The organism is Streptomyces sp. NPDC053665 (assembly GCF_055585285.1).
This window is the reverse complement of record NZ_JBVJKK010000012.1, coordinates 83,628-107,534: the sequence shown is the minus strand read 5'-3', so window position 1 is coordinate 107,534 and position 23,907 is coordinate 83,628. Positions and strand designations below refer to the sequence as shown.

General features: G+C 73.7%; 20 protein-coding genes. 6 read left to right on the top strand and 14 right to left on the bottom strand.

Translation table 11 applies throughout. From position 1 onward, the window contains the following. Positions 1–283: 283 nt before the first annotated feature. The gene (locus ACZ6ZN_RS32735; protein WP_469651805.1) at positions 284–2,647 is read right to left on the bottom strand and encodes a polysaccharide lyase 8 family protein; all 2,364 of its coding nucleotides are present in this window, start codon (positions 2,645–2,647) and stop codon (positions 284–286) included. 262 nt (positions 2,648–2,909) lie between these two features. Beyond that, the gene (locus tag ACZ6ZN_RS32730) at positions 2,910–3,761 is read right to left on the bottom strand and encodes an SDR family NAD(P)-dependent oxidoreductase (protein WP_469651803.1); all 852 of its coding nucleotides are present in this window, start codon (positions 3,759–3,761) and stop codon (positions 2,910–2,912) included. Positions 3,762–4,132: 371 nt separating this feature from the next. Between ACZ6ZN_RS32730 and ACZ6ZN_RS32725 the strand changes: the two genes are divergently transcribed. Beyond that, the gene (locus ACZ6ZN_RS32725) at positions 4,133–4,738 is read left to right on the top strand and encodes a YceI family protein (RefSeq protein ID WP_469651801.1); all 606 of its coding nucleotides are present in this window, start codon (positions 4,133–4,135) and stop codon (positions 4,736–4,738) included. A gap of 220 nt (positions 4,739–4,958) precedes the next feature. Then, positions 4,959–5,744 carry a S1 family peptidase gene (locus ACZ6ZN_RS32720; RefSeq protein WP_398106396.1) on the top strand — a complete coding sequence of 262 codons (786 nt, stop codon included), beginning with the start codon at positions 4,959–4,961 and terminating at the stop codon, positions 5,742–5,744. Positions 5,745–6,020: 276 nt separating this feature from the next. On the opposite strand, the gene ACZ6ZN_RS32715 is transcribed toward ACZ6ZN_RS32720, so the two are convergent. Beyond that, complete coding sequence (locus ACZ6ZN_RS32715) at positions 6,021–6,602, bottom strand: YdeI/OmpD-associated family protein (RefSeq protein WP_469651798.1); 582 nt, start codon at positions 6,600–6,602, stop codon at positions 6,021–6,023. A 39-nt stretch (positions 6,603–6,641) separates the two neighbouring features. Then, entirely contained in the window at positions 6,642–7,223 is a 582-nt protein-coding gene (locus ACZ6ZN_RS32710; RefSeq protein ID WP_451879537.1) for a TetR/AcrR family transcriptional regulator, read from the bottom strand. A gap of 73 nt (positions 7,224–7,296) precedes the next feature. Here ACZ6ZN_RS32710 and ACZ6ZN_RS32705 point away from each other — a divergent pair, with 73 nt between their 5' ends. Continuing rightward, complete coding sequence (locus ACZ6ZN_RS32705) at positions 7,297–8,274, top strand: DMT family transporter (protein ID WP_469651795.1); 978 nt, start codon at positions 7,297–7,299, stop codon at positions 8,272–8,274. 156 nt (positions 8,275–8,430) lie between these two features. Here ACZ6ZN_RS32705 and ACZ6ZN_RS32700 read toward each other — a convergent pair whose 3' ends face one another. Beyond that, the gene (locus tag ACZ6ZN_RS32700) at positions 8,431–9,786 is read right to left on the bottom strand and encodes a hypothetical protein (protein WP_469651793.1); all 1,356 of its coding nucleotides are present in this window, start codon (positions 9,784–9,786) and stop codon (positions 8,431–8,433) included. Between the two features lie 147 nt (positions 9,787–9,933). Here ACZ6ZN_RS32700 and ACZ6ZN_RS32695 point away from each other — a divergent pair, with 147 nt between their 5' ends. Next, complete coding sequence (locus ACZ6ZN_RS32695; RefSeq protein ID WP_451879540.1) at positions 9,934–10,620, top strand: SLATT domain-containing protein; 687 nt, start codon at positions 9,934–9,936, stop codon at positions 10,618–10,620. A gap of 31 nt (positions 10,621–10,651) precedes the next feature. Here the strand turns inward: ACZ6ZN_RS32695 and cimA are convergent, their stop codons facing one another. The 5 genes from cimA to ureA all read right to left on the bottom strand — a co-directional run bounded on the left by cimA (position 10,652) and on the right by ureA (position 16,683). After that, positions 10,652–12,256, bottom strand: coding sequence for a citramalate synthase (cimA, locus tag ACZ6ZN_RS32690; protein ID WP_451879541.1), 1,605 nt, complete (start codon positions 12,254–12,256; stop codon positions 10,652–10,654). A 352-nt stretch (positions 12,257–12,608) separates the two neighbouring features. Then, positions 12,609–13,214, bottom strand: coding sequence for a TetR/AcrR family transcriptional regulator (locus tag ACZ6ZN_RS32685; protein WP_398106404.1), 606 nt, complete (start codon positions 13,212–13,214; stop codon positions 12,609–12,611). Between the two features lie 8 nt (positions 13,215–13,222). Then, entirely contained in the window at positions 13,223–14,260 is a 1,038-nt protein-coding gene (locus ACZ6ZN_RS32680; protein ID WP_469651790.1) for an agmatine deiminase family protein, read from the bottom strand. A 9-nt stretch (positions 14,261–14,269) separates the two neighbouring features. After that, positions 14,270–15,982, bottom strand: a complete 1,713-nt coding sequence (locus ACZ6ZN_RS32675) for an urease subunit alpha (protein WP_469651788.1) — start codon at positions 15,980–15,982, stop codon at positions 14,270–14,272. Next, complete coding sequence (gene ureA / locus ACZ6ZN_RS32670; RefSeq protein ID WP_469651786.1) at positions 15,979–16,683, bottom strand: urease subunit gamma; 705 nt, start codon at positions 16,681–16,683, stop codon at positions 15,979–15,981. Before ureA ends, ACZ6ZN_RS32675 begins: the two co-directional genes overlap by 4 nt. A gap of 143 nt (positions 16,684–16,826) precedes the next feature. Between ureA and ACZ6ZN_RS32665 the strand changes: the two genes are divergently transcribed. Continuing rightward, positions 16,827–18,275, top strand: a complete 1,449-nt coding sequence (locus ACZ6ZN_RS32665; protein ID WP_469651784.1) for a cytosine permease — start codon at positions 16,827–16,829, stop codon at positions 18,273–18,275. Positions 18,276–18,751: 476 nt separating this feature from the next. Here ACZ6ZN_RS32665 and ACZ6ZN_RS32660 read toward each other — a convergent pair whose 3' ends face one another. Then, entirely contained in the window at positions 18,752–19,840 is a 1,089-nt protein-coding gene (locus tag ACZ6ZN_RS32660; protein WP_469651782.1) for a branched-chain amino acid aminotransferase, read from the bottom strand. Between the two features lie 243 nt (positions 19,841–20,083). Continuing rightward, positions 20,084–21,136, bottom strand: coding sequence for a 3-isopropylmalate dehydrogenase (locus tag ACZ6ZN_RS32655; RefSeq protein WP_469651780.1), 1,053 nt, complete (start codon positions 21,134–21,136; stop codon positions 20,084–20,086). A gap of 164 nt (positions 21,137–21,300) precedes the next feature. On the opposite strand from ACZ6ZN_RS32655, the gene ACZ6ZN_RS32650 reads away from it, so the two are divergent. Next, complete coding sequence (locus tag ACZ6ZN_RS32650; protein WP_469651778.1) at positions 21,301–22,881, top strand: purple acid phosphatase family protein; 1,581 nt, start codon at positions 21,301–21,303, stop codon at positions 22,879–22,881. A gap of 46 nt (positions 22,882–22,927) precedes the next feature. Here the strand turns inward: ACZ6ZN_RS32650 and ACZ6ZN_RS32645 are convergent, their stop codons facing one another. Further along, entirely contained in the window at positions 22,928–23,059 is a 132-nt protein-coding gene (locus ACZ6ZN_RS32645) for a hypothetical protein (RefSeq protein WP_389093301.1), read from the bottom strand. Positions 23,060–23,315: 256 nt separating this feature from the next. Next, entirely contained in the window at positions 23,316–23,858 is a 543-nt protein-coding gene (locus ACZ6ZN_RS32640; RefSeq protein WP_469651775.1) for a GNAT family N-acetyltransferase, read from the bottom strand. Between the last annotated feature and the right edge of the window lie 49 nt (positions 23,859–23,907).

The window sequence follows — 23,907 nt, the reverse complement described above, 5'->3', positions numbered from 1 at the left end:
CTTGGCGTGCTGCGCCTCGGTCGCCTTCTCGCTCGGTCCGGCCACCGCCTGCGCACGGATCTCGTGCAGTTCGGCCACGCGTCCGCGCGCGTCGGTCGGCTCACCCGGCGCCTCATCCAAAACGGTCATGTAGCGACCTTACGAAGCCGACCGAGGAATGGGGGCCGTCGACTCCTCACAGTCTCCGGCGTGTTTTCCTGGTACCCCTGAACAGAACCAGGGCCGGGTGCAGCCTTTCCGACTGCTCAGAGGGCATGTCGCTTGTAGGGGTCGTACAAAGTCGTCAGGCGAGAGCCACCTCACAGACGTGGGTGGCGCATGCCTCCCCCGGAGTGACGCGGACGCGCAGACGGGTGCCCGTGGCGAGGACGCGGACCGAGTCGTCGGCGCGGATCACCCGGCGCACCGGCCGGTCCCAGACGATCTCCAGGGGCTCGCCCGTGCGGGGCGGTTCGCTCACGCAGAGCGTAGCGCCGCGGCCGCTGCGGACGATCAGCACGCTCGCTCCCGCGGACGCGGTGAGCGCTCCCGCCGTGCCCGCCTGCCAGAAGTTCGCCGCCGTGAGGCCCAGGGAGGGCACCGCGACCGCCTGGCGCCCGGCGTCGTTGGCGAGGACCGACAGCCAGGGGCGGTCGGCGGCCCGGTGGGCGACGGCGCGGCGGGACGCCCCGGGCATCAGCAGGTAGGCGTACGTGGCGTCGTGCGGGTCGGTGCCGTGGTCGAGCCAGAGGGTCTGCCAGCGGCGGGTGCGGCGCTCGGCCGTGCCGCCGGTGTTGATGTCGGACCAGGCGCCGGTGCGGTCCTCGCGCAGCGCCCGCGCCTCGCCGTCGAGGAGCACCCAGCCGCCGTGCTCCTCCAGGTGGGCCCAGTGCGGGCCCCGGGTGAAGCGCTGGGTGCCGGACTCCCCCAGGTTGCGGTTGTCGACGACCGTCTCCACGGGGACGCCGTCGGAGCAGCTGATCCCGGCGCCCAGGCAGATCACCGCGTCGTGGGCGAAGAACCAGGATTTGTGGGCCCGGAGGGTGGAGCCGAGGCCCCTGAGGTCCTGGCCGAGGGCCGCGTACCGGCCGTCGGTGGTGCCGCCGACCCAGCGGGCGGCGGGGCGGGCGGTGCCCCATTCGCCGCCCTCCCGGTCCGCGAGCCGCCTGGTGGACACGGTGGTGCCGGGCAGGCGGTACCAGTCGACGGTCGGCCAGTACCAGTCGGTGTACTGGTCGCCGGTGCCGGACCACCAGCTCACCATGCCGGCGCCGGTATGCCAGCCGCGCGGGTTCTCGCCGTTGCCGCACTCGTAGTGGGCGATGCGGTCGCTGGCCATGGCGACGCTCACGGTGAAGCCGGGGCCGCGGTGGACGGCGCGGTCCATGGCGGCGAACAGGCGGTGGCCGGCGGGTTCGGGCGCCGCGGGCACGGGTGAGGCGGCGATCGCGTGCAGCCGGGCGAGGTCGGCGACGCCGTACTGAGGGGCCGTCAGAACAGGGCTGACGGTGTCCCGTTCGATCCACCCCTTGACGCGGGCGTGCCAGCGGTCGCGTTCGGCGGGGCTCGCGCCGGCCGCGAGGAGGGCGATGGCCGCGATGAGCTGCTGGCCGTGGTAGTGGTCGCTGTGCATGACCCGGCGGTCGTCGGCGGCGAGGAGCCCGCGGCTGAGGGCGCGGCCGTTGACGGCGTCCATGACGAGGCCGTCGTGGACGAGCGGCGCGAAGGCGTGCTCGACGCTGTCGAGGACGATCTGCCGGTTCGGGTCGGTGACCTCCCAGTCGGATCCGGCGAGCAGGGCGAACAGGCGGCCCAGGCCGTCGAGCAGGACCTGGCCGTACGTGCCCGAGTAGGCGACCCAGGTGTGCTGGACGAACGAGCCGTCGGCGTACAGGCCGTCCCCCCGGGTGACGTACGGGAAGACCGGGGAGAGCGCGTCCCGGGCGAGGGCGATCTTGGCCGGGTCGCGGCCGAGGACGCCGCGCAGGGCGACGGAGCGGCACAGGTCGACGCGGTTGGCGCCGGTGGAGGTGCCGCTGTAGTCGCCGATCGCGGAGTCGGGGACGAAGTGGTCGACGGCCGCGCAGGCGGCGCGCACCCGGGCGTCGCCCAGTTGGTCGTGGAGGGCGGCCGTGATGTCCATCAGCAGGCGGGGGCTGCCGATCTGCCACTCCCACCAGTTGCCGTAGGGGGTGGTGGCCGGGTGGTAGACGGTGGTGGCGAGGTGGTCGAGGCCGCGCAGGACGCCGGTCAGCAGGTCGGGATCGGCGGTGGAGCCGGTGCCCTGCTGGACGTAGGCCTGGGTCATGGTCCACAGCCGGCCGTAGCTGAGGGTGATGCCGGCCGGGGGGTCGAAGGGGTGGCCGGGCCAGAGGGAGCCGGCGGCCGGGGCCATGGTGCCGCTCAGCTCCCGCGCGAGGGCGCCGGTCCGGGCGAGCCGTCCGGCGTAGGGCTCGGCTGCCGGGTCGTACCCGCTGCCCAGGGCGAGCTCCAGCCAGCGGTGGCGCAAGGCGTCGTACGGGTCACCGGCACCGGTGGGGCCGGAGGCGGCGCTCGCGGTGGCGGGCGGGGCGCCGCCGGTCGCCGCGAGGGCGGCGGCCGTCAGCAGCAGGGCGCGACGGGTGGGCCGGTGGCGGCCCCCGGGCAGGGCGCGGCGCGGGACGGTCATGCCCATGCCCTACCACGCGCGGGGGCTCGCCCTGAACGCCGGAACCGGCCGGATCGCCCGGATCAACCGGACGGGGGACCGCGGAGTCCGGGCCCTGCCAGCCGTCTCGTGGCCGGGTGGGGGACTGGGCCGTGCCGCTCACCCGGGGTCACGAGCAGACCCGCAAAGGGCCCACCCTCACCCGGGGTCACGAGCAGACCCGCAAGGGGACCGACCCCCACCCGGGGCGCTGCAAGCCGACCGGGCGCTTGGGGACTTCGGCTCATCCAGGTCGGTTCGGGCCGTTCGTCCATCTGCGGTAGAGGCCCGGCGCCAGCTCGCGGACGCGGTCGGGCAGGCGCGGCCGGGCGGGTGCGCCGGTCTCGTCGCGGTCCTGGGACACGGCCTCCCAGATCCGGGCGGCCACGTGGCCAGGTGACAGACGGCCCGCGTGGTCGCCCTCGCGTGCGGGGAACGCCGCGCCCACGGGGCCGGGCTCGACGAGCGTCACGCCCACGCCCGTGCCGCGCAGTTCGCGGCGCAGTGCCTCGGCGAAGGCGGCCAGTCCGGCCCGGGCGGCGGAGTGGACCGCCTCCTGCGGCACTCCCCCGCCGCCCGCCGCCGCGCCGAGCAGCACCACCCGGCCGCGCCCGGCGGCGATCATGGACGGCAGCACCTCGCGCACGAGGTGGAGCGTGGCGTTGAGGTCCAGGGTGAGCACCCGGTCGATGTCGGTGTGGGGCATGGCAGCGAAGGGCCCGGTATAGCCGAGCCCCGCCCCGGCGACCAGGGCGTCGATGCGGCCGGTCGTGTGCAGGGCGGACCGGGCCAGCAGGCGGGGCCCGTCGGGGGCCGCGAGGTCGGCGGGGAGCACGACGGCCGACGTGCCCGAGGCCGTCCGCTCCAGGCCGTGCCGGTCGCGCCCGCTGAGCAGCAGGTGCCAGCCGTCCAGGGCGAAACGGCGTGCCGTGGCGGCCCCGATGCCCGAGGAGGCCCCGGTGACCAGGGCCACGCGCCGGTCGAGTCCCCGCGCCGGGCCGTAGGCGCCGGGCCGGTCCGGGGCGGGGGCCGCCGAGTGGCGTGGGGCTGAGTCCGTCCGGGGGTCGTGGGCCGAGCCGGAGCCGGTGAGTGTCACGAGTCGCTCTCCCCTGCGCTGTGCGTCCGCCGTGGTCTCGTCTGTCGCGTCTCCATACGGTTCCTTGCAACCGAACCCCGTCTCCCGGGACCCCGCCACCGCACACGGCCGTGGCCCCGCGCCCGCCCGGCCCGTCTCCCGCGGCCCCGTTCCCGGGCGGCGCACGGTCCGTGGCGTCTCCACCGGAATCCCGCGTCGCCCCCGCGGCGCACCGCTCGATGCGGCCATCCGGGTGTACGGGACGCGCCGGATCGGGACGGGACGGGACGGAAACACACCCGCCGAAGATGTTGAATGTTGAACGGAATGGGTCTACGGTGGGACCCGTCGAGATAGTTCAACGTTCAACATAAGCGCAGGAGGCGTACACCATGAGCATCTTCAGCCGCAGCACCACCACCGCCACCACCACCACCGACGGTGCCGTCAGCCCGGACCTCGCCGCCCTGACCGGTGACTACACGATCGACCCCGCGCACTCCACGATCGGCTTCACGACCCGGCACGCCATGGTCACCAACGTCAAGGGCAGCTTCAAGGACTTCACGGGCACCCTGCACCTCGACGGCAGCGACCCCTCGCGCTCCACGGCCTCCCTCGACGTCGTCATGGACAGCATCGACACGGGCAACGCGGACCGCGACGGCCACCTCAAGAGCGCCGACTTCTTCAAGGCGGACGAGTTCCCGGCCATGACGTTCCGCTCCACCCGCGCGGAGGCGCTCGGCGGTGACGACTACCGCATCACCGGCGACCTGACGATCCTCGGCACTACCCGCCCGCTGACGATCGACCTCGAGTTCAACGGCGTCGCGAAGGACCCGTTCGGCAACGAGCGCGCCGGCTTCGAGGGCAAGGCGGAGATCCTGCGCTCCGAGTGGGGCCTGACCTGGAACGCCGCGCTGGAGACCGGCGGTGTCCTGGTGTCCGACAAGATCAAGCTCACCTTCGACATCTCGGCCGTCAGGAACGCGTGAGCCCGCGCGGCCGGTCCGGTGGCCCCACGCCACCGGACCGGTCTGGCCGGAACGCGCCCCTTGTGGAAGGACCGTCGGCGTTCTCATAATCCAGCAGCAGAATTTTGACCAGTCCATGCCAGTCCATGGACGTTCTTTTTGCCCATGCTGCTGTCATGCGCTCGTCAATCTGATGCTCCGGTTGCACCTCCCCAGTCAACCCCCCACGGAAGGCATCACGTTGAAGAGACTCCTCACGGCCCTCAAGAGATGCGCCGTCCTCGGCGCCGCCGCGCTCGCGATCGCCAGCCTCCAGCCCGTCTCCGCCGCGCAGGCCGCCCCCTCGCCCGTGGTCGGCGGAACGCGCGCCGCGCAGGGCGAGTTCCCGTTCATGGTCCGGCTCTCCATGGGCTGCGGCGGCGCGCTCTACACCCAGCAGATCGTGCTCACGGCCGCGCACTGCGTGGGCCGCTCCGGCAACAACACGAGCATCACCGCGACCGCCGGGGTCGTGGACCTCCAGTCGACCAGCGGCCGCGTGCAGGTGCGTTCCACCAAGGTGCTGCGCGCCCCCGGCTACAACGGCACCGGCAAGGACTGGGCGCTGATCAAGCTCGCCCAGCCCATCAACCTGCCGACTCTCAAGATCGCCACCACGGCGCAGTACAACACCGGCGACTTCACGGTCGCCGGGTGGGGCGCGAACCGCGAGGGCGGTGCCCAGCAGCGCTACCTGCTGAAGGCCACCGTGCCGTTCGTCAGCGACGCCGCGTGCCGGGCCTACGGCGGCTCGTACAGCGGCCTCGTGGCGAACGAGGAGATCTGTGCCGGCTTCGACGCGGGCGGCGTCGACACCTGCCAGGGCGACTCCGGCGGCCCGATGTTCCGCAAGGACAACGTCGGCGACTGGATCCAGGTCGGCATCGTCAGCTGGGGTGAGGGCTGCGCCCGGCCCCAGGCGCCCGGTGTCTACACGGAGGTCTCGACCTTCGCCTCCGCCATCGCCTCGGCGGCGTCCACGCTCTGACCGGCTGTACCGGGCCCGGCGCCGCGGCGGCGCCGGGCCGTCACACAGGCCGTCACGCGCGGGGACCCGGGGCCGGTGACACCGGCGTCTGCGTGCCGGTCCGCTTCCACGCCCCGGGTCGTCCCGGTGGCCTCGGTCGTCCCGGTCGCCTCGGTCGTCCGGCCGCCCCGGTCGTCCCGGTCCTCCCGGCCGTCCCGGTCCTCCCGGTCCTCCCGGTCGGCGAACGGCCTGGAGCGTCCCAGGCGACGCCAGGCTCGTTCCCGCGGCCGCGGGCCCTCAGCGGTCCGGTCCCCCGCGGGACTCCAACGCCGCCACGGCCGCCGCCACTCGATCCGCACGCGCGGCCGGCGTCCGGGCGCGCAGGACGCCGAGCATCGCCAGGTAGCGGTCCGTGCGGCCGAGCGCCCGGAAGGCCGCCGCGGCCCGCGGGTTCCGCTCCAGCGCCGCCGCCAGGTCGTCGGGGACCTCGGCCTCCTTCTGCGACGCGTACGCCGCGTCCCACCGCCCGTCGGCCCGCGCGGCCGCCACCTCCGCGAGTCCGCCCGGGCGCATCCGGCCCTCGGCGGTCAGCTCCCCCACCCGCCGGACGTTGACCGCGGACCAGAGACTGCCGGGCCGCCGCGGGGTGATCCGCTGGAGGTAGCGCGCGGCGTCGAGCTCCTTGCGCTGCCCGGTGATCCAGCCGTGGCACAGGGCCACGTCGTTGACGTCGGCGGCGCTGACGGAGGGGATGCCCGAGCCCTTCTTGGCCACCTCCACCCACAGCCCCGGATGCGGGGCCGGATGGGCGGTGAGCCAGGCGTCCAGCCCGGCGACGGTCGCGAAGGCGAGAGGGCCGGTGTCGTCGGTGGCGCTCATGGCACCACCGTACGGAGACGGCGCGGCGGACGCCGTCCGCTACGGGAGCAGGGCGCGGGCCTGTTCGCGCGCCGACGCCGCCGCGTCCGGGAAGATGCCGAGCCCGTGCGCGACCAGGGCGCCCTCGTGCAGCAGCATCAGCGTCCTGGCCAGCTCGCCGGCCCGCTCGGGGGCGATGTCCTCGACGAGGCGGGTGAACAGGTCGAGCATCCACCGCTTCTGCCCGGTGATGACCGGGTGGGCCGGGTGGGCCGGGTCGCTGATCTCCGCATGGGCGTTGACCATGCTGCACCCCTTCGGGCTGAGGTCCGCGGCCCAGGCGCCCGTGGCGTCGAAGACGGCCAGGACGCGGGCGCGCGGGTCCGGCCCCGCCGCGTCCAGCCGTTCGGCGAGGAAGGCCCGCCAGCGCTCGTCGCGGTCGGCCAGGTACTCGACGACGATCTGCTCCTTGGAGCCGAACCGGTCGTAGAGCGTCTTCTTCGTCACCCCGGCCTCGGCCGCGATGAGGTCGACCCCCACCGCGTGGATGCCGCGCTCGTAGAAGAGCCGGCCGGCCGCCAGCAGCGCGCGGCGGGCGGCGGGCGTCATGGTGATGCGGCGCGGGGTCCCGGTCGTGCTCATGCTCCTCACTATACCGATCTGTATAGTGAGCCGGAACGGGTAAACAGATCTGTCTACTGGCTGGGGTGACGCCGTGAAGATCCTCCTGTCGCTCGCCTTCGTGCTGTGCTGGAGCTCCGGCTTCATCGGTGCCAAGCTCGGCGCGGGCAGCGCGTCCGCGATCACCGTCCTGATGTGGCGGTTCCTGCCGCCGGCCCTCGTCCTCGTGGCCGTGGCCGCCGTCGCGCGCGGCGCCTGGCGGGGGCTGACCGCGCGGGACCTGACCCGCCAGGCCGTCATCGGCCTGCTGTCGCAGAGCGGCTACCTGCTGAGCGTGTACCACGCCATCCAGCTCGGCGTCTCCAGCGGGACGACGGCCCTGATCGACGGGGTGCAGCCGCTGGTCGCGGGTGCCCTCGCCGGGCCGCTGCTGGGGCAGTACGTGTCAGGCCGGCAGTGGATCGGCCTGGTCCTGGGCCTGGGCGGCGTCACCGTGGTCACCCTGGCCGACGCGACGGCGGGTGCCGGTGTGCCCCGGTGGGCCTACGCCGTCCCGCTGCTCGGGATGTTCTCGCTGATCGCGGCGACGTTCCTGGAGAGCCGGTCCCGCTCACGCGTCGCGCCGCAGGTGTCCCTGACGGTCCACTGCGTCACCAGTGCCGTCCTGTTCTCCGTGCTGGCCGTCGCGGCCGGGGCAGCGGCGCCGCCCGCCGAGGGCGCCTTCTGGCTGGCGGTGGTCTGGCTCGTGGTCCTGTCCACCGTCGGCGGGTACGGGCTGTACTGGCTCCTGCTCCGGCGCTCCGGCGTCACCGCCGTCAACACGCTGATGTTCCTCATGGCGCCGGTCACGGCCGTGTGGGGAGCGCTGATGTTCGGCGAGCCGTTCGGCGTGCGGACCGCCCTGGGACTGGCCGTCTGCCTCTTGGCCGTCGTCGTCGTGGGTCGCGGCGAGGGCGGGCGGAACACTGCCGCGACTGCCGCCGGGGACGGCCGGGACAGTGCCACGGCTGCCGCCGGGGACGGCCGTGAGGCCGGGCGCCGTTCGGCCACGCCCGAGCACGCCCGCCGCTAGCCGCTAGCCGCTAGACACCGTCCCGTCGGCCCGTGCGTGTCCTCAGGGCCCGGCATCATGCCCGTACCCGGGCGTCGGCTTCAGGGGCGCGGGCGGACGGGCGGCCCGGGTCGGAACCGGGCCGGTGGGGCGGCCGGGTCCGTGGCGCGGCCCGGGTCAGAAACCGCCCCCGAAGTCGCCGCCGCCGCCGAAATCGCCGCCTCCGCCGAAGTCTCCGCCGCCGAACCCCCCGCCGAAGTCACCGGCGTCGAAGTCCGCGCCGGAGACGTCGCCGCCCTCGTAGCCGCTGAAGTCGCCGTAACCGGAGCCGTAGTCGGCCGCGTAGGCGGGGCCGGCCATCATGCTGCCGAGTGCCGTGCCGACCAGGAGGCCGGGCAGCAGGCCGCCGCCGAAGTAGCCGCCGGCCCAGGGGCCGTAGGCCGGGCCCGCCTCCCAGTACGGGCGGCGGCCGTGGTCGGTGTCGACCTCCCGCACCGCCGGGTCGCGGCCCTCCGCGAGCCGCACCTGGTCGGCCGCGCACACCGGGACCTCGCGCGTGGTGCCACCGGGCGGCGTCCAGCTCGCGTCGGCCACCGAGGGGCCGTGGCGCGGGTCGAAGAAGCACGGCGGGCGGCGCTCCGGGAGGACCCGGCCCTCGCGGCGGGCGGCGAGGGAGGCCAGGGAGAACCGGCCGTCCTCCACGGTCTGGGTCACAGCCCGCACGTCTTCCGGCTTCGCCGCGGCCGCCATCAGGGACTTGGCCCGGTCGTAGGAGTCCAGGGCCCGCTCGTAGTCGGCGCGCATGGCGTCGTCGGCGCCGGGCTCCCCGGGGCGGAAGTCGAGGCGGTCGAGTTCCTCGCCGAAGGCGGTGATGTCCTCGTCGACCACCACGCGCAGCCTCTCCAGTGCGGCCCGCTGCTCCTCCTCGTGGCGGCGGCGGTTGCGCCGGACCAGCGCGTAGGTGCCGGCGCCGCCGGCCGCGACCAGGGCACCGACCGTGATCAGCCCGCCGACCGGCACGTCGCTGCCGGAGCCGCCGCCCCAGCTGCTCGGCGCCGTACCGCGCATACTGCGCAGGGCGTCGTCGACGAAGTCGTTCAGCTGGGCCTTGGTGTCACCCGCGCCCTGCGCGGCCGACACGAGGTTGGACACCGCCGGGCGGCTCATCACCGCGCGGTCGGCGCGGGCGTCGAACCGGTCGCCGAGGCGGATGCCGTACAGGCCCGTGACGCCGGTCTCGGTGCGCAGGTTCCGGAACAGGTCCTGCGTGGGGTAGCCGGCCGGCAGGACCGCCACGAAGATCGGCCTGTCGGCGTCCTTGATCTTGTCGGCGAGCGCCTCGGCGTCCGACGCGGAGAGCAGGTCGGAGGCGGCCGGGTCCACGTAGACGGGGCTCTCGCGCAGCTCCGCGGCGACTTTCGACAGGTCGGTGGCCGCGTGCGCACCCGGCGCACCCGCCACCAGCACCGCCAGCACGGCGGCGACCGGCACGATCAGCAGGCGTATGACGGTACGCACCAAGTGGGCCTTCATATGTTCGAAGCTACCCGAATCAGCACAGAAAGGGAGATCGTCCGGGACCCGGTTCTTGGGCCGCCCCGGGCCCTACGATGCCTGTGCACGCAGTGCCGTGGGCCGCCCTGGCCCGCCGGCCGCAGCGGGAGGCGGGGGGACGAAGGCATGCTCGGACGACGCAGGGCCCAGGACATGACCGTGTCCGGACTGAGCGAGCTGGACCGGTCGCGGACCCGGGCCGATCTGCTGTGGGAGCTCTTCCGGCACGCCGAGGCCGAGGTGCTGGCGGCGATCGACTGGTATCTGGCGCGGCGGCGCGGACCGGCGCTCTGGTCGCGTTCGCTGCGGGCGCTCGCGGCGCTGCTGGGCATCGTCGGCACGCTGACGCCCCTGGTGCACGCGGCCGCGCCCACCGCCGTGCAGCCCGAGTGGGGCTTCGTGTTCCTGGCGGCCGGCGCCGGCTGCGTGCTGTTCGACCGGATCTTCGGCTTCTCGGCGTCCTGGACCCGGTACATCCGCTCGCAGCTGGCGTTGCAGCAGTTGCTGAAGAAGGCGCAGGCGGAGTGGGCGCAGGCGTACCTGCGGACCACCGACTCCCCGAGCGACAAGGAGCAGGCCGCCCTGCTGGGTGTGATCGAGCGGCTGCGTACGGACGCCCACCGGATCGTCGAGGAGGAGGGGTCGGCCTGGGTCGGCTACCTCGCCGACGGCGTCGAGGAACTGACCCGCTCGACCGCCCAGGTCACCGGCCAGCGCCCGCACGGCGCGGGTCTGTTCCGGCTGGACCGGGCGCCCGGCGGCGCCCGGGGCGGCGAGGTTCCGGGCCCGCGGTCCAGGGACACGGCGATGTGATCCGGGCCCGGAACGGCCCGCCCCGCCCGTCCTACTCGGCCGGGACCACCCCGGCCCGCAGGAGGCCGTAGGTGTACGCGTCCTCCAGGGCCTGCCAGCTCGCCGCGATGACGTTGTCGGCGACGCCCACCGTGGACCACTCCCCCGAGCCGTCCGACGTGGAGATCAGCACGCGGGTCGTGGAGTTGGTGCCGTGCTTGCCCTCCAGGATGCGGACCTTGTAGTCGACCAGCTCCAGCTTGGCCAGCTGGGGGTAGATCTTCTCCAGGCCGACGCGCAGGGCCCGGTCGAGGGCGTTGACCGGGCCGTTGCCCTCCGCCGTGGCGACGATGCGCTCGCCCTTGGCCCACAGCTTGACCGTGGCCTCGTTGGCGTGGGACCCGTCGGGCCGGTCCTCGACGATGGCCCGCCAGGACTCGACCTGGAAGTAGCGCAGGGGCCTGCCCTGGACCTCGGTGCGCAGCAGGATCTCGAAGCTCGCGTCGGCGGCCTCGTAGGTGTAGCCCTTGAGCTCGCGCTCCTTGACCCGCTCGACCACCCGGCCGACCAGCTCGCGGTCGCCGCCGAGGTCGACGCCGAGCTCCTTGCCCTTGAGCTCGACGGAGGCCCGCCCGGCCATGTCGGAGACGAGCATCCGCATGGTGTTGCCGACCCGCTCGGGGTCGATGTGCTGGTACAGGTCCGGGTCGACCTTGATCGCGGAGGCGTGCAGGCCGGCCTTGTGGGCGAAGGCGGACAGGCCGACGTAGGGCTGGTGCGTGGAGGGGGTCAGGTTGACGACCTCGGCGATGGCGTGGGAGATGCGGGTCATCTCGCGCAGGTGCCCCTCGGGCAGGACCCGCTTGCCGTACTTCAGCTCCAGGGCCGCCACGACCGGGAAGAGGTTGGCGTTGCCGACGCGCTCGCCGTAGCCGTTGGCGGTGCACTGCACGTGGGTGGCGCCGGCGTCGACGGCGGCCAGGGTGTTGGCGACCGCGCAGCCGGTGTCGTCCTGGGCGTGGATGCCGAGCCGGGCGCCGGTGTCGGCGAGGACGGTGCCGACGACCGCCTGGATCTGCGCCGGGAGGAAGCCGCCGTTGGTGTCGCACAGGACGACGACGTCGGCGCCGGCGTCGGACGCGGTGCGCACGACCGCCTTGGCGTACTCCGGGTCGGCGCGGTAGCCGTCGAAGAAGTGCTCGCAGTCGACGAAGACCCGGCGCCCCTGCTCCTTCAGGAAGGACACGGTGTCGGCGACCATCGCGAGGTTCTCGTCGAGGGTGGTGCGCAGGGCGAGCTCGACATGGCGGTCGTGCGACTTGGCGACCAGGGTGATCACCGGGGCACCGGACTCCAGCAGGGCTCTGACCTGCGGGTCCTCGGCCGCGGTGGTGCCGGCGCGGCGGGTGGAGCCGAAGGCGACCAGCTGGGCGTGCCGGAAGTCGACCTCCTGCCGGGCCCGGGCGAAGAACTCGGTGTCCCGCGGGTTGGCGCCGGGCCAGCCGCCCTCGATGAAGCCCACGCCGAAGTCGTCCAGGTGCCGGGCGATGGCGAGCTTGTCGGCGACGGTGAGGTTGATGCCCTCCCGCTGGGCGCCGTCGCGCAGGGTCGTGTCGAAGACGTGGAACGAGTCGTCGGGCTCGCTGGTCTCGGTCATGGTCTCAAAGGCTCCTGAGGATGGGATCTCGGTCGTACCGGAATGACCGGCTCCACCGCCCTCACATACTCCCTCGCGCTCTCGCCTTCCGGCTGCGGGTGGGCCAGAAATGCGAAAAACCCCTCGCGGGTGCGAGAGGTCTGCGCGCGGGTCGAGGACGACGGTGTCCGCCCGTACCTGGTCGTACGTGCGGTCACTGCGGACCGGCGCGCCTGCTGCCAATAATCATGGCGAACGAGAGCACGCGGGAAGTCTGGCACAGTCCCCGGGCCCGGCTCACCGGCGTCTCAGCATGCGGTCGATCGGCTCCGGGTGGCGGACATGCCGCCCGTGCGGAGTCCCGCCGCGCCGCTCAGCCGTCCGCGAGGAGCCCGTCGGCGAGGAACTCGGCCACGTGCTGCAGCACCCCGGCCCGGTCGGTGCCGCGCAGGCCGATGGCGACGTGGATGGACAGCCCGTCCAGCAGCGCGCGCAGGCGGGCGGCGAAGCGGTCCGGGTCGACGCGGCGGAACTCGCCGCGCGAGATGCCCTCGGCGAGCAGGGCGACCAGGTCGCGGTGCCAGGCGCCCTCGATGGCGGCCTGCCGGTCCCGGGCGTCGGATTCGACGGCGGCGTTCTGCGACCGGTTCCAGACCTCCAGCCACAGCGTCCAGTGCGGATCGCGGTGGCCGTCGGGGACGTACAGGTCGACGTAGGCGCGCAGGCGTTCGCCGGCGGGGGCGGCCCGGGTCAGCAGCCGGGCGCGCTCGGCGCCGAGGCGGCCCTCGCTCCACTCCAGGGTGCGCAGCAGCAGTTCGTCCTTGGAGCCGAAGTAGTAGAGCAGGTGACCGCTGCTCATGCCGACCTCGCGGCCGAGCGCCGCCATGGTCAGCTTCTCCAGGCCGCGCTCGGCGATCATCTCCATGGCGGCGGCGAGCACGTCCTCGCGGGGCGGGGCCTGCTTTCGCCCACCGGCCATGTGCGCTCCTAGGTTCTCGGCTGCTGCTGGGTGATGCAGTGGATGCCGCCACCGCCCGCGAAGATCGTACGGGCGTCCACCAGGGTCACGGTCCGCTCGGGGAACAGGCGGCGGAAGATCCCGGCCGCGATCTCGTCGCGGGGATCGTCGAAGCCGCACAGCACGACGCCGCCGTTGCACAGGTAGTGGTTGATGTAGGAGTAGTCGGCCCAGTGGCCGTCGGCCTCCAGGACCGTCGGGGCGGGGACCTCGACGACCTCCAGGCGGCGGCCCCGGGCGTCGGTCTGCGCCTTCAGCAGGCCGATGACCTCCCGCGTGACCTCGTGGTCGGGGTGGGCGGGGTCGGGCTGGGAGTGGGCGACGACGACACCGGGGCGGGCGAAGGCGGCGACGATGTCGACGTGCCCGAGGGTGCCGAAGCCGTGGGGAGGGTAGTCGCCGGTCAGGCCGCGCGGCAGCCAGATCGCCTTGCGGGTGCCGAGCCGGGCGTGGATCTCGGCCTCGACCCGCTCGCGGCTCCAGCCCGGGTTGCGCTCGGGTCCGAGCTGGACCGTCTCGGTCAGCAGGACCGTGCCCTCCCCGTCGACGTGGATCCCGCCGCCCTCGTTGACCAGTTCCGAGGAGTACGTGCGCGCCCCGGCCAGGTCGGCGACGTGCGCGGCGATCTTCGCGTCGTGCTCCCAGCTCGCCCACTCCTGCGCGCCCCAGCCGTTGAACGTCCAGTCGACGGCGGCCAGCCGGCCCTTGCCGTCGGTCAGGAAGGTCGGCCCGATGTCGCGCATCCAGGCGTCGTCGAGGTCCCGTTCGACCGTGTCGATCCCGTCGCCCAGCAGGGTCCGCGCCTGCGCCGACCGGCCCGGGCCGCACACCACGGTCACCGGCTCGAAGCGGCGGACCGCCCGGGCGACCGACGCCCAGGCGGCCTGGGCGGCGGCCAGGTCGTCGGGGGACTCGAAGGTGGCGTTGGGGCCGGGCCAGGCCATCCAGGTGCGCTCGTGCGGGGCCCATTCGGCGGGCATGCGGAAGCCGTCGGCGGCTGCGGACATCGTGGATCCTCAGAGGAAGTAGAGACGGTTGAGGGAGACGGAGTCGGCCGGTGCGGAGCGCAGTGGCTCGCCGTCGAGGGTGACCAGCCCGGTGCGCTGGTCCACGTCGACGGCGCCGGTGCGGGAGTTGAGGCGCAGGTCGGCCGGTCCGATGCCCCGGGTGCCGCGTACGGCGACCCGGCGCCGCCGGGTGGGCAGCGTGTCGTGCCCCTGGTCCAGGGCGGCCTGCGCGACGAACGCCACGGAGATGTCGGCCGGTGTGGCCCCGTGCGCGCCGAACTGCGGTCCCAGCACGAGGGGTTCGCAGGTGTCGGTCGCCGCGTTCGGGTCGCCGGTCACCCCGTACGCCGGGAAGCCGGCCTTCAGCACGAGCTGCGGCTTTGCCCCGAAGTACTCCGGGCGCCACAGCACGATGTCGGCGAGCTTGCCGGTCTCCAGGGACCCGACCTCGTGCGAGAGGCCGTGCGCGACGGCCGGGTTGATGGTCAGCTTCGCGATGTAGCGCAGGACGCGCTCGTTGTCGTGCCCGGCTCCGGGGTCGCCCAGCTCGGCCTTCATCTTCCCGGCCATGGCGAACGTGCGGCGGACGGTCTCGCCGGCCCGGCCCATGCCCTGCGCGTCGGAGGAGGTGATGCCGATGGCGCCCAGGTCGTGCAGCACGTCCTCGGCGCCCATGGTCCCGGCCCGGATGCGGTCGCGGGCCATGGCGGCGTCGCCCGGCAGGTCGGTCTTGAGGTCGTGGACGGACACGATCATGCCGTAGTGCTCGGCGACGGCGTCCCGGCCGAAGGGCAGGGTCGGGTTGGTGGAGGAGCCGATGACGTTCGGGACGCCCGCCATCTTCAGGACGTTGGGGACGTGCCCGCCGCCGCAGCCCTCGATGTGGAAGGCGTGGATGGTGCGGCCCTCCAGCACGCGCAGGGTGTCCTCGACGGACAGGCACTCGTTCAGCCCGTCGCTGTGCAGGGCGACCTGGACGTCGTGCTCCTCGGCGACGCGCAGCGCGGTGTCCAGGGCGCGGGTGTGGGCGCCCATGTCCTCGTGCACCTTGAAGCCGGACGCCCCGCCCTCGGCGAGGGCCTCGACCAGGGGCGCGGGCGAGGACGACGAACCGCGGCCCAGGAAGCCGATGTTGACCGGCCAGGCGTCGAAGGCGCCGAAGGCGTGGCGCAGCGCCCAGGGCGAGTTGACCCCGACGCCCCACACGGGCCCGAACTCCTGCCCGATGATCGTGGTCACGCCGGAGGCGAGCGAGGCTTCCATGACCCGCGGCGACAGCAGGTGGACGTGGGTGTCGACCGCCCCGGCCGTGGCGATGAGCCCCTCGCCGGAGACGATCGAGGTGCCCGTGCCGACGACGACGTCGACCCCGTCCAGGGTGTCGGGGTTCCCGGCCCGCCCGATCGAGCAGATCCGCCCCTCGCGGATGCCGAGGGAGACCTTGCGCACGCCCTGGACGGCGTCGATCACCACGACGTTGCTGACGACGACGTCGCAGGTCTCGCGGACCGAGGCGGCCTTCAGGTGCAGTCCGTCGCGGGCGGTCTTGCCGAACCCGGCGAGGAACTCGTCGCCGGGCCGCTGGGAGTCGGACTCGACGCGGACGGTGAGGCCCGAGTCGCCGAGGCGGATGCGGTCACCGGCGCGTGGGCCGTGGGTGGCGGCGTACTCGTGCGGGGTGAGGCGGCGGGCCTCGTCGGGGTGTCCTCCCGGGCGGCTCATCGCCCGTCCTCCTGTCCGTCGGTGTCCGTCACGCCGAGGTAGCCGCAGGCGGCGGCGCGGCGCAGCGCCTCCTCGCGGGCGCCCGGGGCGTCCAGCGGTCCGTCGACCAGTCCGGCGAACCCGATGGCGACGCGGTCGCCGCCGATCGGCACCAGGGCGACGTCGACGCTCTCCCCGGGCCCGAACCGCACGGAGGATCCGGCGGGCACGGCCAGGCGCATGCCGTAGGCCCGGGCGCGGGGGAAGTCGAGGCGGGGGTTGGCCTCGAAGAAGTGGAAGTGCGAGGTGACCGAGACGGGCACGGACGCCGTGTTGGTGACCGTGAGCCGGTCGGCCGGTTCGGGCTCGGGGTGCTCCGGGCCGGGCAGCAGCGCGCCGGGGGCGTCGGGGCCGGAGCCGGGGCCCAGCGGGTCGGAGACGACGGCGAGCCGTGAGCCGTCGTCGAAGACGGCCTCGACGTGCACCTCGGTGACGACGTCGGCGACACCGGGCAGCACGTCGCCGGGGCCGAGCACCGCCCGGGCCCGTTCGACCGCCTCGGCGAGCCGGGCGCCGTCCCGGGCCGCCTCGCACACGGTGTCCGCGATCAGCGCGGTGGCCTCCGGCACGTTCAGCCGCAGCCCGCGTGCCCGGCGGGCCCGGGCCAGCTCCGCGGCGGAGAAGAGCAGCAGCCGGTCACGTTCCGTGGGAGTCAGTCTCACGCCTCGGCACCTCCTTGCCGTCGAGGACTTAGAGCATCACTCTAAACCTTGGGTTTCCGCAACCCAGCCATTGACGAAACAGGAAGCACTGCACCACATTGAGCGTCGCTCTAACACTCGGTGGCGTCGAAGGAGACCAGCCCATGCCGATCGAACAGCGCGGAGTCGACACCATCCCCGAGGAGGAACGCACCAGCGGCCCACGGGACCTCGTCTCGATCCTGCTCGGCTCCAACCTCTGCCTCGGCGTGATCGTCTTCGGCTGGCTGCCGCCGTCCTTCGGCCTCGACTGGTGGTCGTCCGTCGCGGCGGTGGTCGCGGGCACCGTCGTCGGGGTGGTGTTCACGGCCCCGCTCGCCCTGGTCTCGCTGCGCACGGGCACCAACCTGTCGACCTCCTCCGGCGCCCAGTTCGGGGTGCGCGGACGGCTGGTCGGCTCGATCGTCGGCCTGCTGCTGGCCCTCGGCTACACCGCGCTGACCGTCTGGATCGGCGGGGACGTGATGGTGGGCGTACTGGGCCGGCTCGTCGGACTTCCCCAGGGCGGCACCGCCTACGCGGTCGTCTACGGCCTGCTCGCCGCCGCCACCGTCGCGGGCGCCGTCTACGGCTACCGGGTGCTGCTCGCGATGTCCCGGGTCCTCGCCTTCGGCATGACGGCCCTGCTGGCGCTCGGCGTGATCGCCTACGCCCCGCACTTCACCACCGCCGCGCTGCCCGGAGCGGGCGGCTACCTGCTGGGCGGGTTCTGGCCGACCTGGCTGCTGGCGGCCGTGGCGGCCGGGCTGTCCGGGCCCGTCGCCTTCATCACCCTGCTCGGCGACTACACCCGCTACATCTCCCCGGCCCGGCACTCCTCGCGCCGGGTGCTCCACGCGACCTGGCTGGGGCTGATGCTGGGCCTGCTGGTACCGCAGCTGTTCGGCACGTTCACGGCCTACGCGGCCCGGGCCGCCCTCGACTACGCGGGTCCGCTGGTCGGCGCCGCGCCCGGCTGGTACCTGGTCCCGCTGCTGCTGGCGGCCTCGGCGGGCTCGGTCGGCAACGCCGGGCTGATGCTGTACTCGATGGGCCTGGACCTGGACGCGATCCTGCCGCGCGCCTCGCGGGCCCGGGCGACCTACACGGTCGCCGTGGTGGCCACCGCCGCCGTGTTCGCCGGGCACTACCACTCGACCACCCAGGACGCCATGACGTCCTTCGTGCTGCTGCTGACGGCGATCGGCACACCGTGGGCGGTCATCACCCTGATCGGTTTCGCCCGCTGCGGCGGGGTCTACGACGCGGACGCCCTCCAGGTGTTCAACCGCCGCTCCCGGGGCGGGGTGTACTGGTACCGCGCGGGCTGGAACGTCCCGGCGACGGCGTCCTGGGCGGCCGGGGCGACGGTGGGCGTCCTGGCGGTCTCCCTGCCGTCCTACGAGGGACCCCTGCTGGCGCTGACCGGCGGGGTGGACTGCAGCTTCCTGCTGTCGGGGCTGGTGGGCGGAGCGGCCTACGTGCTGTCGTCCCCGAGGGCGGCCCGCACGGCCCCCGGCCCGCGGACACCACAGCAGCCGGCCCAGGAGACGGCGCCGAACCCCACCCCCTGACCCACCGCCCCGGGGGCGGGCGGCTCACTGAACGGTCCCGGGGCCCGCACCGTCCGCCACGAGCCACCCGGCCCCCCGCACCCCGCGACCGCTCTCCGACGAGGCGGGCGGCACCCTCGTCCGGGGGATTCGGGAGGCCGGGCGGCCATGGCCGAGCCCACCCGACCGGCGCCCGGAAGACGGCGCCGGGTCCCGGCTCAACCGGCCCCAGACAAGGCCGGATGCGGGCCCGGCCACCCGGCCTCCCGCCCCGCCGACCGCCTCCGACGAGGCGGGCAGGACCGTCCTCCGACAGCTTCGGGTAGCGGGTGGGCACAGGCCGTGGGCACAGGCCGGGCGCCCGCCGGACCGGCCCGCGGGCAGGAGCCGGGCGGCACGGCCTCCCGCCCCACCGCGCCATCCACGCGCACCCGCGTCCGGCCCCCGGCAGGGGCGAGCCCGGCCCCGAGGCCAGGCCGGACGCCGGTTCGGCGTGGTCAGGCCAGCCGGTGCATCCAGCCGTGCTTGTCCTCGGCCGTGCCCCGCTGGATGTCGAGCAGCGCCTGGCGCAGCCGCACCGTGACCTCGCCCGGCTCACCCCCGCTCTGCTGCCACTCCGCCCCGGCCCGCTTGACCGTGCCGACCGGCGTGATGACCGCGGCCGTACCGCAGGCGAACACCTCGGTGAGCGAGCCGTTCGCGGAGTCCCGCTGCCACTGGTCGGCCGAGACACGGCCCTCCTCGGCCTCGTAGCCGAGGTCGCGGGCGACGGTGAGCAGGGAGTCGCGGGTGACGCCCTCCAGGATCGACCCGGTCAGGGACGGCGTGACGATCTTGTTGCCGTACACGAAGTACAGGTTCATGCCGCCGAGCTCCTCGACCCAGGTGTGCTCCACCGCGTCGAGGTAGCAGACCTGGTCGCAGCCCTTGGCCGCCGCCTCGGCCTGCGCGAGCAGGGACGCGGCGTAGTTGCCGCCGGTCTTGGCGTCGCCCATGCCGCCCGGGACGGCACGCACGCGGTCCTCGGAGACCCAGATGGACACCGGCTTCACGCCGCCCGGGAAGTAGGCGCCGGCCGGGGAGGCGATCACCAGGAACAGGTACTCGTTGGCCGGCTTCACGCCCAGCCCGACCTCGGTCGCGATCATGAACGGACGCAGGTAGAGCGACTCCTCGCCGCCGTGCGCCGGGACCCACGCGCGGTCCTGCGCGACCAGCGCGTCGCACGCCTCGATGAACGTCTCCACCGGCAGCTCGGGCATCGCCAGCCGGCGCGCGGACCGCTGGAAGCGCTCGGCGTTCTTCTCCGGGCGGAAGGTGGCGACCGAACCGTCGGGGCGGCGGTAGGCCTTGAGGCCCTCGAAGATCTCCTGCGCGTAGTGCAGGACCGTGGTGGCCGGGTCGAGGGAGATGGGGGCGTACGGCACGAGCTGGCCGTCGTGCCAGCCGCGGCCTTCCGTCCACTTGATCGTCACCATGTGGTCGGTGAAGTGCCGGCCGAACCCGGGGTTGGCCAGGATCGCCTCGCGCTCGCTTGCGGAGAGCGGGTTGGCGGAGGGCTTGAGCTCGATCGTGGGCGTCGTCATGGGTTGATGTCCTTCACCGGTTGTAGTGACGGGCCGCGCTCGGTACCGCTCTGGTGAGGACCAGTGCTAGGACGTCCGAGCATTCCCTCATTCCGCGGCCTCACGTTCGATTATCGCCCGTGGGCGGAGGCGGAAGGAACGGGGTGATTCCGACCCGGTGGTCGATGGTGACACCCGGCGGGGGCATGCGGAAGCCGCCGGGTGCGGATGCGACCCGGCGGCTTGCGGAAAAGCAGCGGCGGGTCAGCCGGCTACTCGTACGGCGAGCGCGTCGCCGATCTCCGAGGTGGAGCGGGCGGGCTTGCCGGTGCGCTCGGCGAGGTCGGCGGCCACCGCCTCGTCGATGCGGTCGGCCTCGGCCTCGTGGCCGAGGTGGCGCAGCAGCAGGGCGACGGACAGCACGGTCGCGGTCGGGTCGGCCTTGCCCTGCCCGGCGATGTCCGGGGCGGAGCCGTGCACGGGCTCGAACATCGAGGGGAACGCGCCGGAGGGGTTGATGTTGCCGCTCGCGGCGACGCCGATGCCGCCGGAGACGGCCGCGGCGAGGTCGGTGACGATGTCGCCGAAGAGGTTGTCGGTGACGATCACGTCGAAGCGCTCGGGCTGCGTGACGAGGTAGATCGTCGCCGCGTCCACGTGCATGTACTCCGTGGTGACCTCGGGGAACTCCTCGGCCACCTTGTTGAAGACGTCGGTCCACAGGTGACCCGCGAAGGTCAGCACGTTGTTCTTGTGGATCAGCGCCAGCTTCTTGCGGGGGCGGGCCTGGGCACGGGCGAAGGCGTCGCGGACCACGCGCTCCACACCGAAGGCCGTGTTGACCGACACCTCGGTGGCGACCTCGTGCTCGGTGCCCTTGCGGATGGTGCCGCCGTTGCCGGTGTACGGGCCCTCGGTGCCCTCGCGGACCACGACGAAGTCGATGGCCGGCTCGCCCTTGAGGGGCGTGTCCACACCCGGCAGCAGCTTCGACGGGCGCAGGTTCACGTGGTGGTCGAAGGCGAAGCGCAGCTTCAGCAGGAAGCCGCGCTCCAGGACGCCGGACGGCACGGACGGGTCGCCGATCGCGCCGAGCAGGATGGCGTCGTGCTGCTTCAGGGCGTCGAGGTCGGCGTCGGTGAGGGTCTCACCGGTGGCGTGGTAGCGCCGGGCGCCGAAGTCGTACTCCTTGGTCTCCAGCTTCACATCCTGCGGAAGGACGGCGGAGAGGACCTTCAGGCCTTCGGCCACCACTTCCTGGCCGATGCCGTCACCGGGGATCACTGCGAGATCGATGATGCGAGAGCTGTCCGACATGCGAGCACCCTACTCCTCGTCCCATGGGATGACATGCTGTGTCCGGGATGCGGACACCCGGGGTGACCGGCGCCGCGTCCGACCGGGGGACGGCACTGGTCCGTCAGGCTCCGTTCACCCGTATGTGGGGCGGTCGTCGGCTCGTACCGGGACATTCGTCGGACATGGAGATCCCCCACTTCGGCATCCCGCCCGAACTCGCCGGCCGGATGAGCATGGCGGAACAGCACGCGTACCTGCGCGCCCGGTTGTCGCGGCGGCGCACGCTGGCCACCGCGGGCGCGGTCGCGAGCGGGCTGCTGACCGGCTGCTCGGGCGGGCGCACCGGCGCCGGGCAGGGCGGCGCGTCCGCGACCCGGGCCCCGTCGGCCGTGACGTCGACGGCACCCGGCGCCCACGTCACCCCGTTCGGCCGCCATCTCGCCTTCGGCGCCGACCCGCGGACGCAGATGCGGATCTCCTGGCAGGTGCCGTTCGCGGTGCGCAAGCCGTACCTCCGCGTCGGGCTGCGCCCGGACGACCTCGGCCGCAAGGTCGAGGCGGAGCTGCGCGACCTGCACACCCCGGGGCTGAAGGGCGTCCGGGCGCCGGTGGAGCAGTACTACCTGCACGCGGCCCTGGACGGCCTGCTGCCGGGCACCACGTACTACTACGGCGTGGGCCACGACGGGTTCGACCCGGCGTCGCCGGGCCACCGCCCCACCGTCGCCTCCTTCCGCACGGCCCCGGCGCGCGGGCCCGAGCGGTTCGTCTTCACCGCCTTCGGCGACCAGGGCGTGGGCCCGGAGGCCGCCCGGATCGACCGGGCGCTGCTGCGCCGGGACCCGGCGTTCCACCTGCACGCGGGAGACATCTGCTACGCCGACCCGACCGGCAAGGGCAAGGACTCGGACGTCTTCGACGCGAGCCAGTGGGACCGGTTCCTGCGGCAGACCGAGCCGGTCGCCCGGTCGGTGCCGTGGATGGTGACGACCGGCAACCACGACATGGAGGCCTGGTACTCCCCCGACGGCTACGGCGGCCAGCTCGCCCGCTTCTCCCTGCCGGACAGCGGCTTCGACCCGCGCACGGCACCGGGCGTGTACGCCTTCACCTACGGCAACGTGGGCGTGGTGGCGCTGGACGCCAACGACGTCTCCTACGAGATCCCCGCCAACTTCGGCTACAGCGAGGGCCGGCAGACGCGCTGGCTGGACCGCACGCTCGGCGGACTGCGCGCCGACGCGGCGGTCGACTTCGTCGTGGTCTTCTTCCACCACTGCGCGTACTCGACGTCGACGCACGCCTCCGACGGCGGGGTGCGCGCGGCGTGGCTGCCGCTGTTCGCCCGGCACGAGGTGGACCTGGTGATCAACGGGCACAACCACGTCTACGAGCGGACCGACGCCGTGAAGAACGGTGAGGTGGGCCGGCCGGTGCCGGTCGGCGGCACGACGGACCCGCGCCGGGACGGGATCGTGTACGTCACCGCGGGCGGCGGCGGCAAGGAGCTGTACGGCTTCCCCGGCGGTGTGCAGGAGAGCCACGAGGGCCGGCCGGCGAAGGACGAACCGGTCACCACGTTCCGCTGGACCAAGTCCCGGGACACCGAGGCGGAGTCGGTGCGGTGGTCGCGGGTGCGCTACCGCGGCTTCTCGTTCCTCTCGGTGGAGGCGATCAGCGGCGCCCGTCCCCGGCTGAAGGTGGAGGCGCTGGCCTCCGGCGGCGAGCGCATCGACCACTTCGAGGTGCGGCGCGGGACCTGAGGCCCCGCACCGCACCCCGTCGGGCGGCTCCCGGTCCGGCTGCGGCTCAGTGGCCGGTGGATCCGCCGTTGTCCCTGCGGTCGAGGGCGCGCTGGAGCGCGGCGGCGGCGTTCTTGCGGTCGGACTCGCTCGTACGGGAGAGGTGGCGGACTCGGCGGCGGACGGTCGTCTCGGCCATGGGACATCGACTCCTTCGAAAAGCAGCACGGAGTGCGCAGGAAAGGGGATTCGAGACGCCGGAAGGGGGCGGGGAGCACGGCCGCAGGGATTGCCTGCACGGGGGCCCGGCTCACGACCGCCATTCGCTTGGTCGAGCGAGACGTTCGGCTCCTACAAAGCTAAGGGAGGGCGGAGCGTCTGTCTCCACAATTACTCGGACTTCCTACTATCTGAGACGGCGCGTCGGGTCACACCCCTCCGACCTGGGGTGACGCCTACAGGACGTCCCCGTCCCGCCAGTCGAACAGCAGGGGGTGCGCGGGGTCCAGAAGGGCGGCGCGGGCGGTGCGCACATAGGTGCTCCCCTCCTCCTCGGGCAGCCGGACGTCACCGTGCAGCGGGCTGAGGGCGTGCACCTCGCCGCGCCACACCCGCCAGCCGCGGGCGGTGTACAGCGCGGCGCCGTCGTCGCTGGCGGAGAGGGCCGCGAGGTCGTAGGCGCGCTCCGCGACGCGTTCCAGTCCGGCCATGACGCGTCCGCCCAGACCCCGGCGGCGGGCGTCGGCGCGGACGGCGACGTTCTCGACGTACCCGGTGCGCAGCCACCGGCCGCGGTGGCGCACGCGGCGCATCACGATCGCCCCGTGCGCGGCGAGGCCCGCGGCGTCGTGCACGAGGACGTGCATGCCGCCGAGCCCGTGGTCCCAGTCGTCCTCGCCGAAGTCGCCGTCGAACGCGGCGTCGAGGAGGGCCCGTACGGCGTCGAGGTCGGCCGGGGCGAGGTCGGCGGTGTGGGCGGTGCGCACGCTCGGGGTCATCGGGCCAGTCTTCCCTGCGGACATGCCGACGGGCCAGGTCGTTTCCCAC

What these genes read in the sequence shown, in the direction of transcription:
- ACZ6ZN_RS32735 (WP_469651805.1), bottom strand. Translation starts at nt 2,647, where the DNA reads ATGACCGTCCCGCGCCGCGCCCTGCCCGGGGGCCGCCACCGGCCCACC.
- ACZ6ZN_RS32725 (WP_469651801.1), top strand. Translation starts at nt 4,133, where the DNA reads ATGAGCATCTTCAGCCGCAGCACCACCACCGCCACCACCACCACCGAC.
- ACZ6ZN_RS32715 (WP_469651798.1), bottom strand. Translation starts at nt 6,602, where the DNA reads ATGAGCGCCACCGACGACACCGGCCCTCTCGCCTTCGCGACCGTCGCC.
- ACZ6ZN_RS32710 (WP_451879537.1), bottom strand. Translation starts at nt 7,223, where the DNA reads ATGAGCACGACCGGGACCCCGCGCCGCATCACCATGACGCCCGCCGCC.
- ACZ6ZN_RS32700 (WP_469651793.1), bottom strand. Translation starts at nt 9,786, where the DNA reads ATGAAGGCCCACTTGGTGCGTACCGTCATACGCCTGCTGATCGTGCCG.
- ACZ6ZN_RS32695 (WP_451879540.1), top strand. Translation starts at nt 9,934, where the DNA reads ATGCTCGGACGACGCAGGGCCCAGGACATGACCGTGTCCGGACTGAGC.
- cimA (WP_451879541.1), bottom strand. Translation starts at nt 12,256, where the DNA reads ATGACCGAGACCAGCGAGCCCGACGACTCGTTCCACGTCTTCGACACG.
- ACZ6ZN_RS32685 (WP_398106404.1), bottom strand. Translation starts at nt 13,214, where the DNA reads ATGGCCGGTGGGCGAAAGCAGGCCCCGCCCCGCGAGGACGTGCTCGCC.
- ACZ6ZN_RS32680 (WP_469651790.1), bottom strand. Translation starts at nt 14,260, where the DNA reads ATGTCCGCAGCCGCCGACGGCTTCCGCATGCCCGCCGAATGGGCCCCG.
- ACZ6ZN_RS32675 (WP_469651788.1), bottom strand. Translation starts at nt 15,982, where the DNA reads ATGAGCCGCCCGGGAGGACACCCCGACGAGGCCCGCCGCCTCACCCCG.
- ACZ6ZN_RS32665 (WP_469651784.1), top strand. Translation starts at nt 16,827, where the DNA reads ATGCCGATCGAACAGCGCGGAGTCGACACCATCCCCGAGGAGGAACGC.
- ACZ6ZN_RS32660 (WP_469651782.1), bottom strand. Translation starts at nt 19,840, where the DNA reads ATGACGACGCCCACGATCGAGCTCAAGCCCTCCGCCAACCCGCTCTCC.
- ACZ6ZN_RS32655 (WP_469651780.1), bottom strand. Translation starts at nt 21,136, where the DNA reads ATGTCGGACAGCTCTCGCATCATCGATCTCGCAGTGATCCCCGGTGAC.
- ACZ6ZN_RS32650 (WP_469651778.1), top strand. Translation starts at nt 21,301, where the DNA reads ATGGAGATCCCCCACTTCGGCATCCCGCCCGAACTCGCCGGCCGGATG.
- ACZ6ZN_RS32645 (WP_389093301.1), bottom strand. Translation starts at nt 23,059, where the DNA reads ATGGCCGAGACGACCGTCCGCCGCCGAGTCCGCCACCTCTCCCGTACG.
- ACZ6ZN_RS32640 (WP_469651775.1), bottom strand. Translation starts at nt 23,858, where the DNA reads ATGACCCCGAGCGTGCGCACCGCCCACACCGCCGACCTCGCCCCGGCC.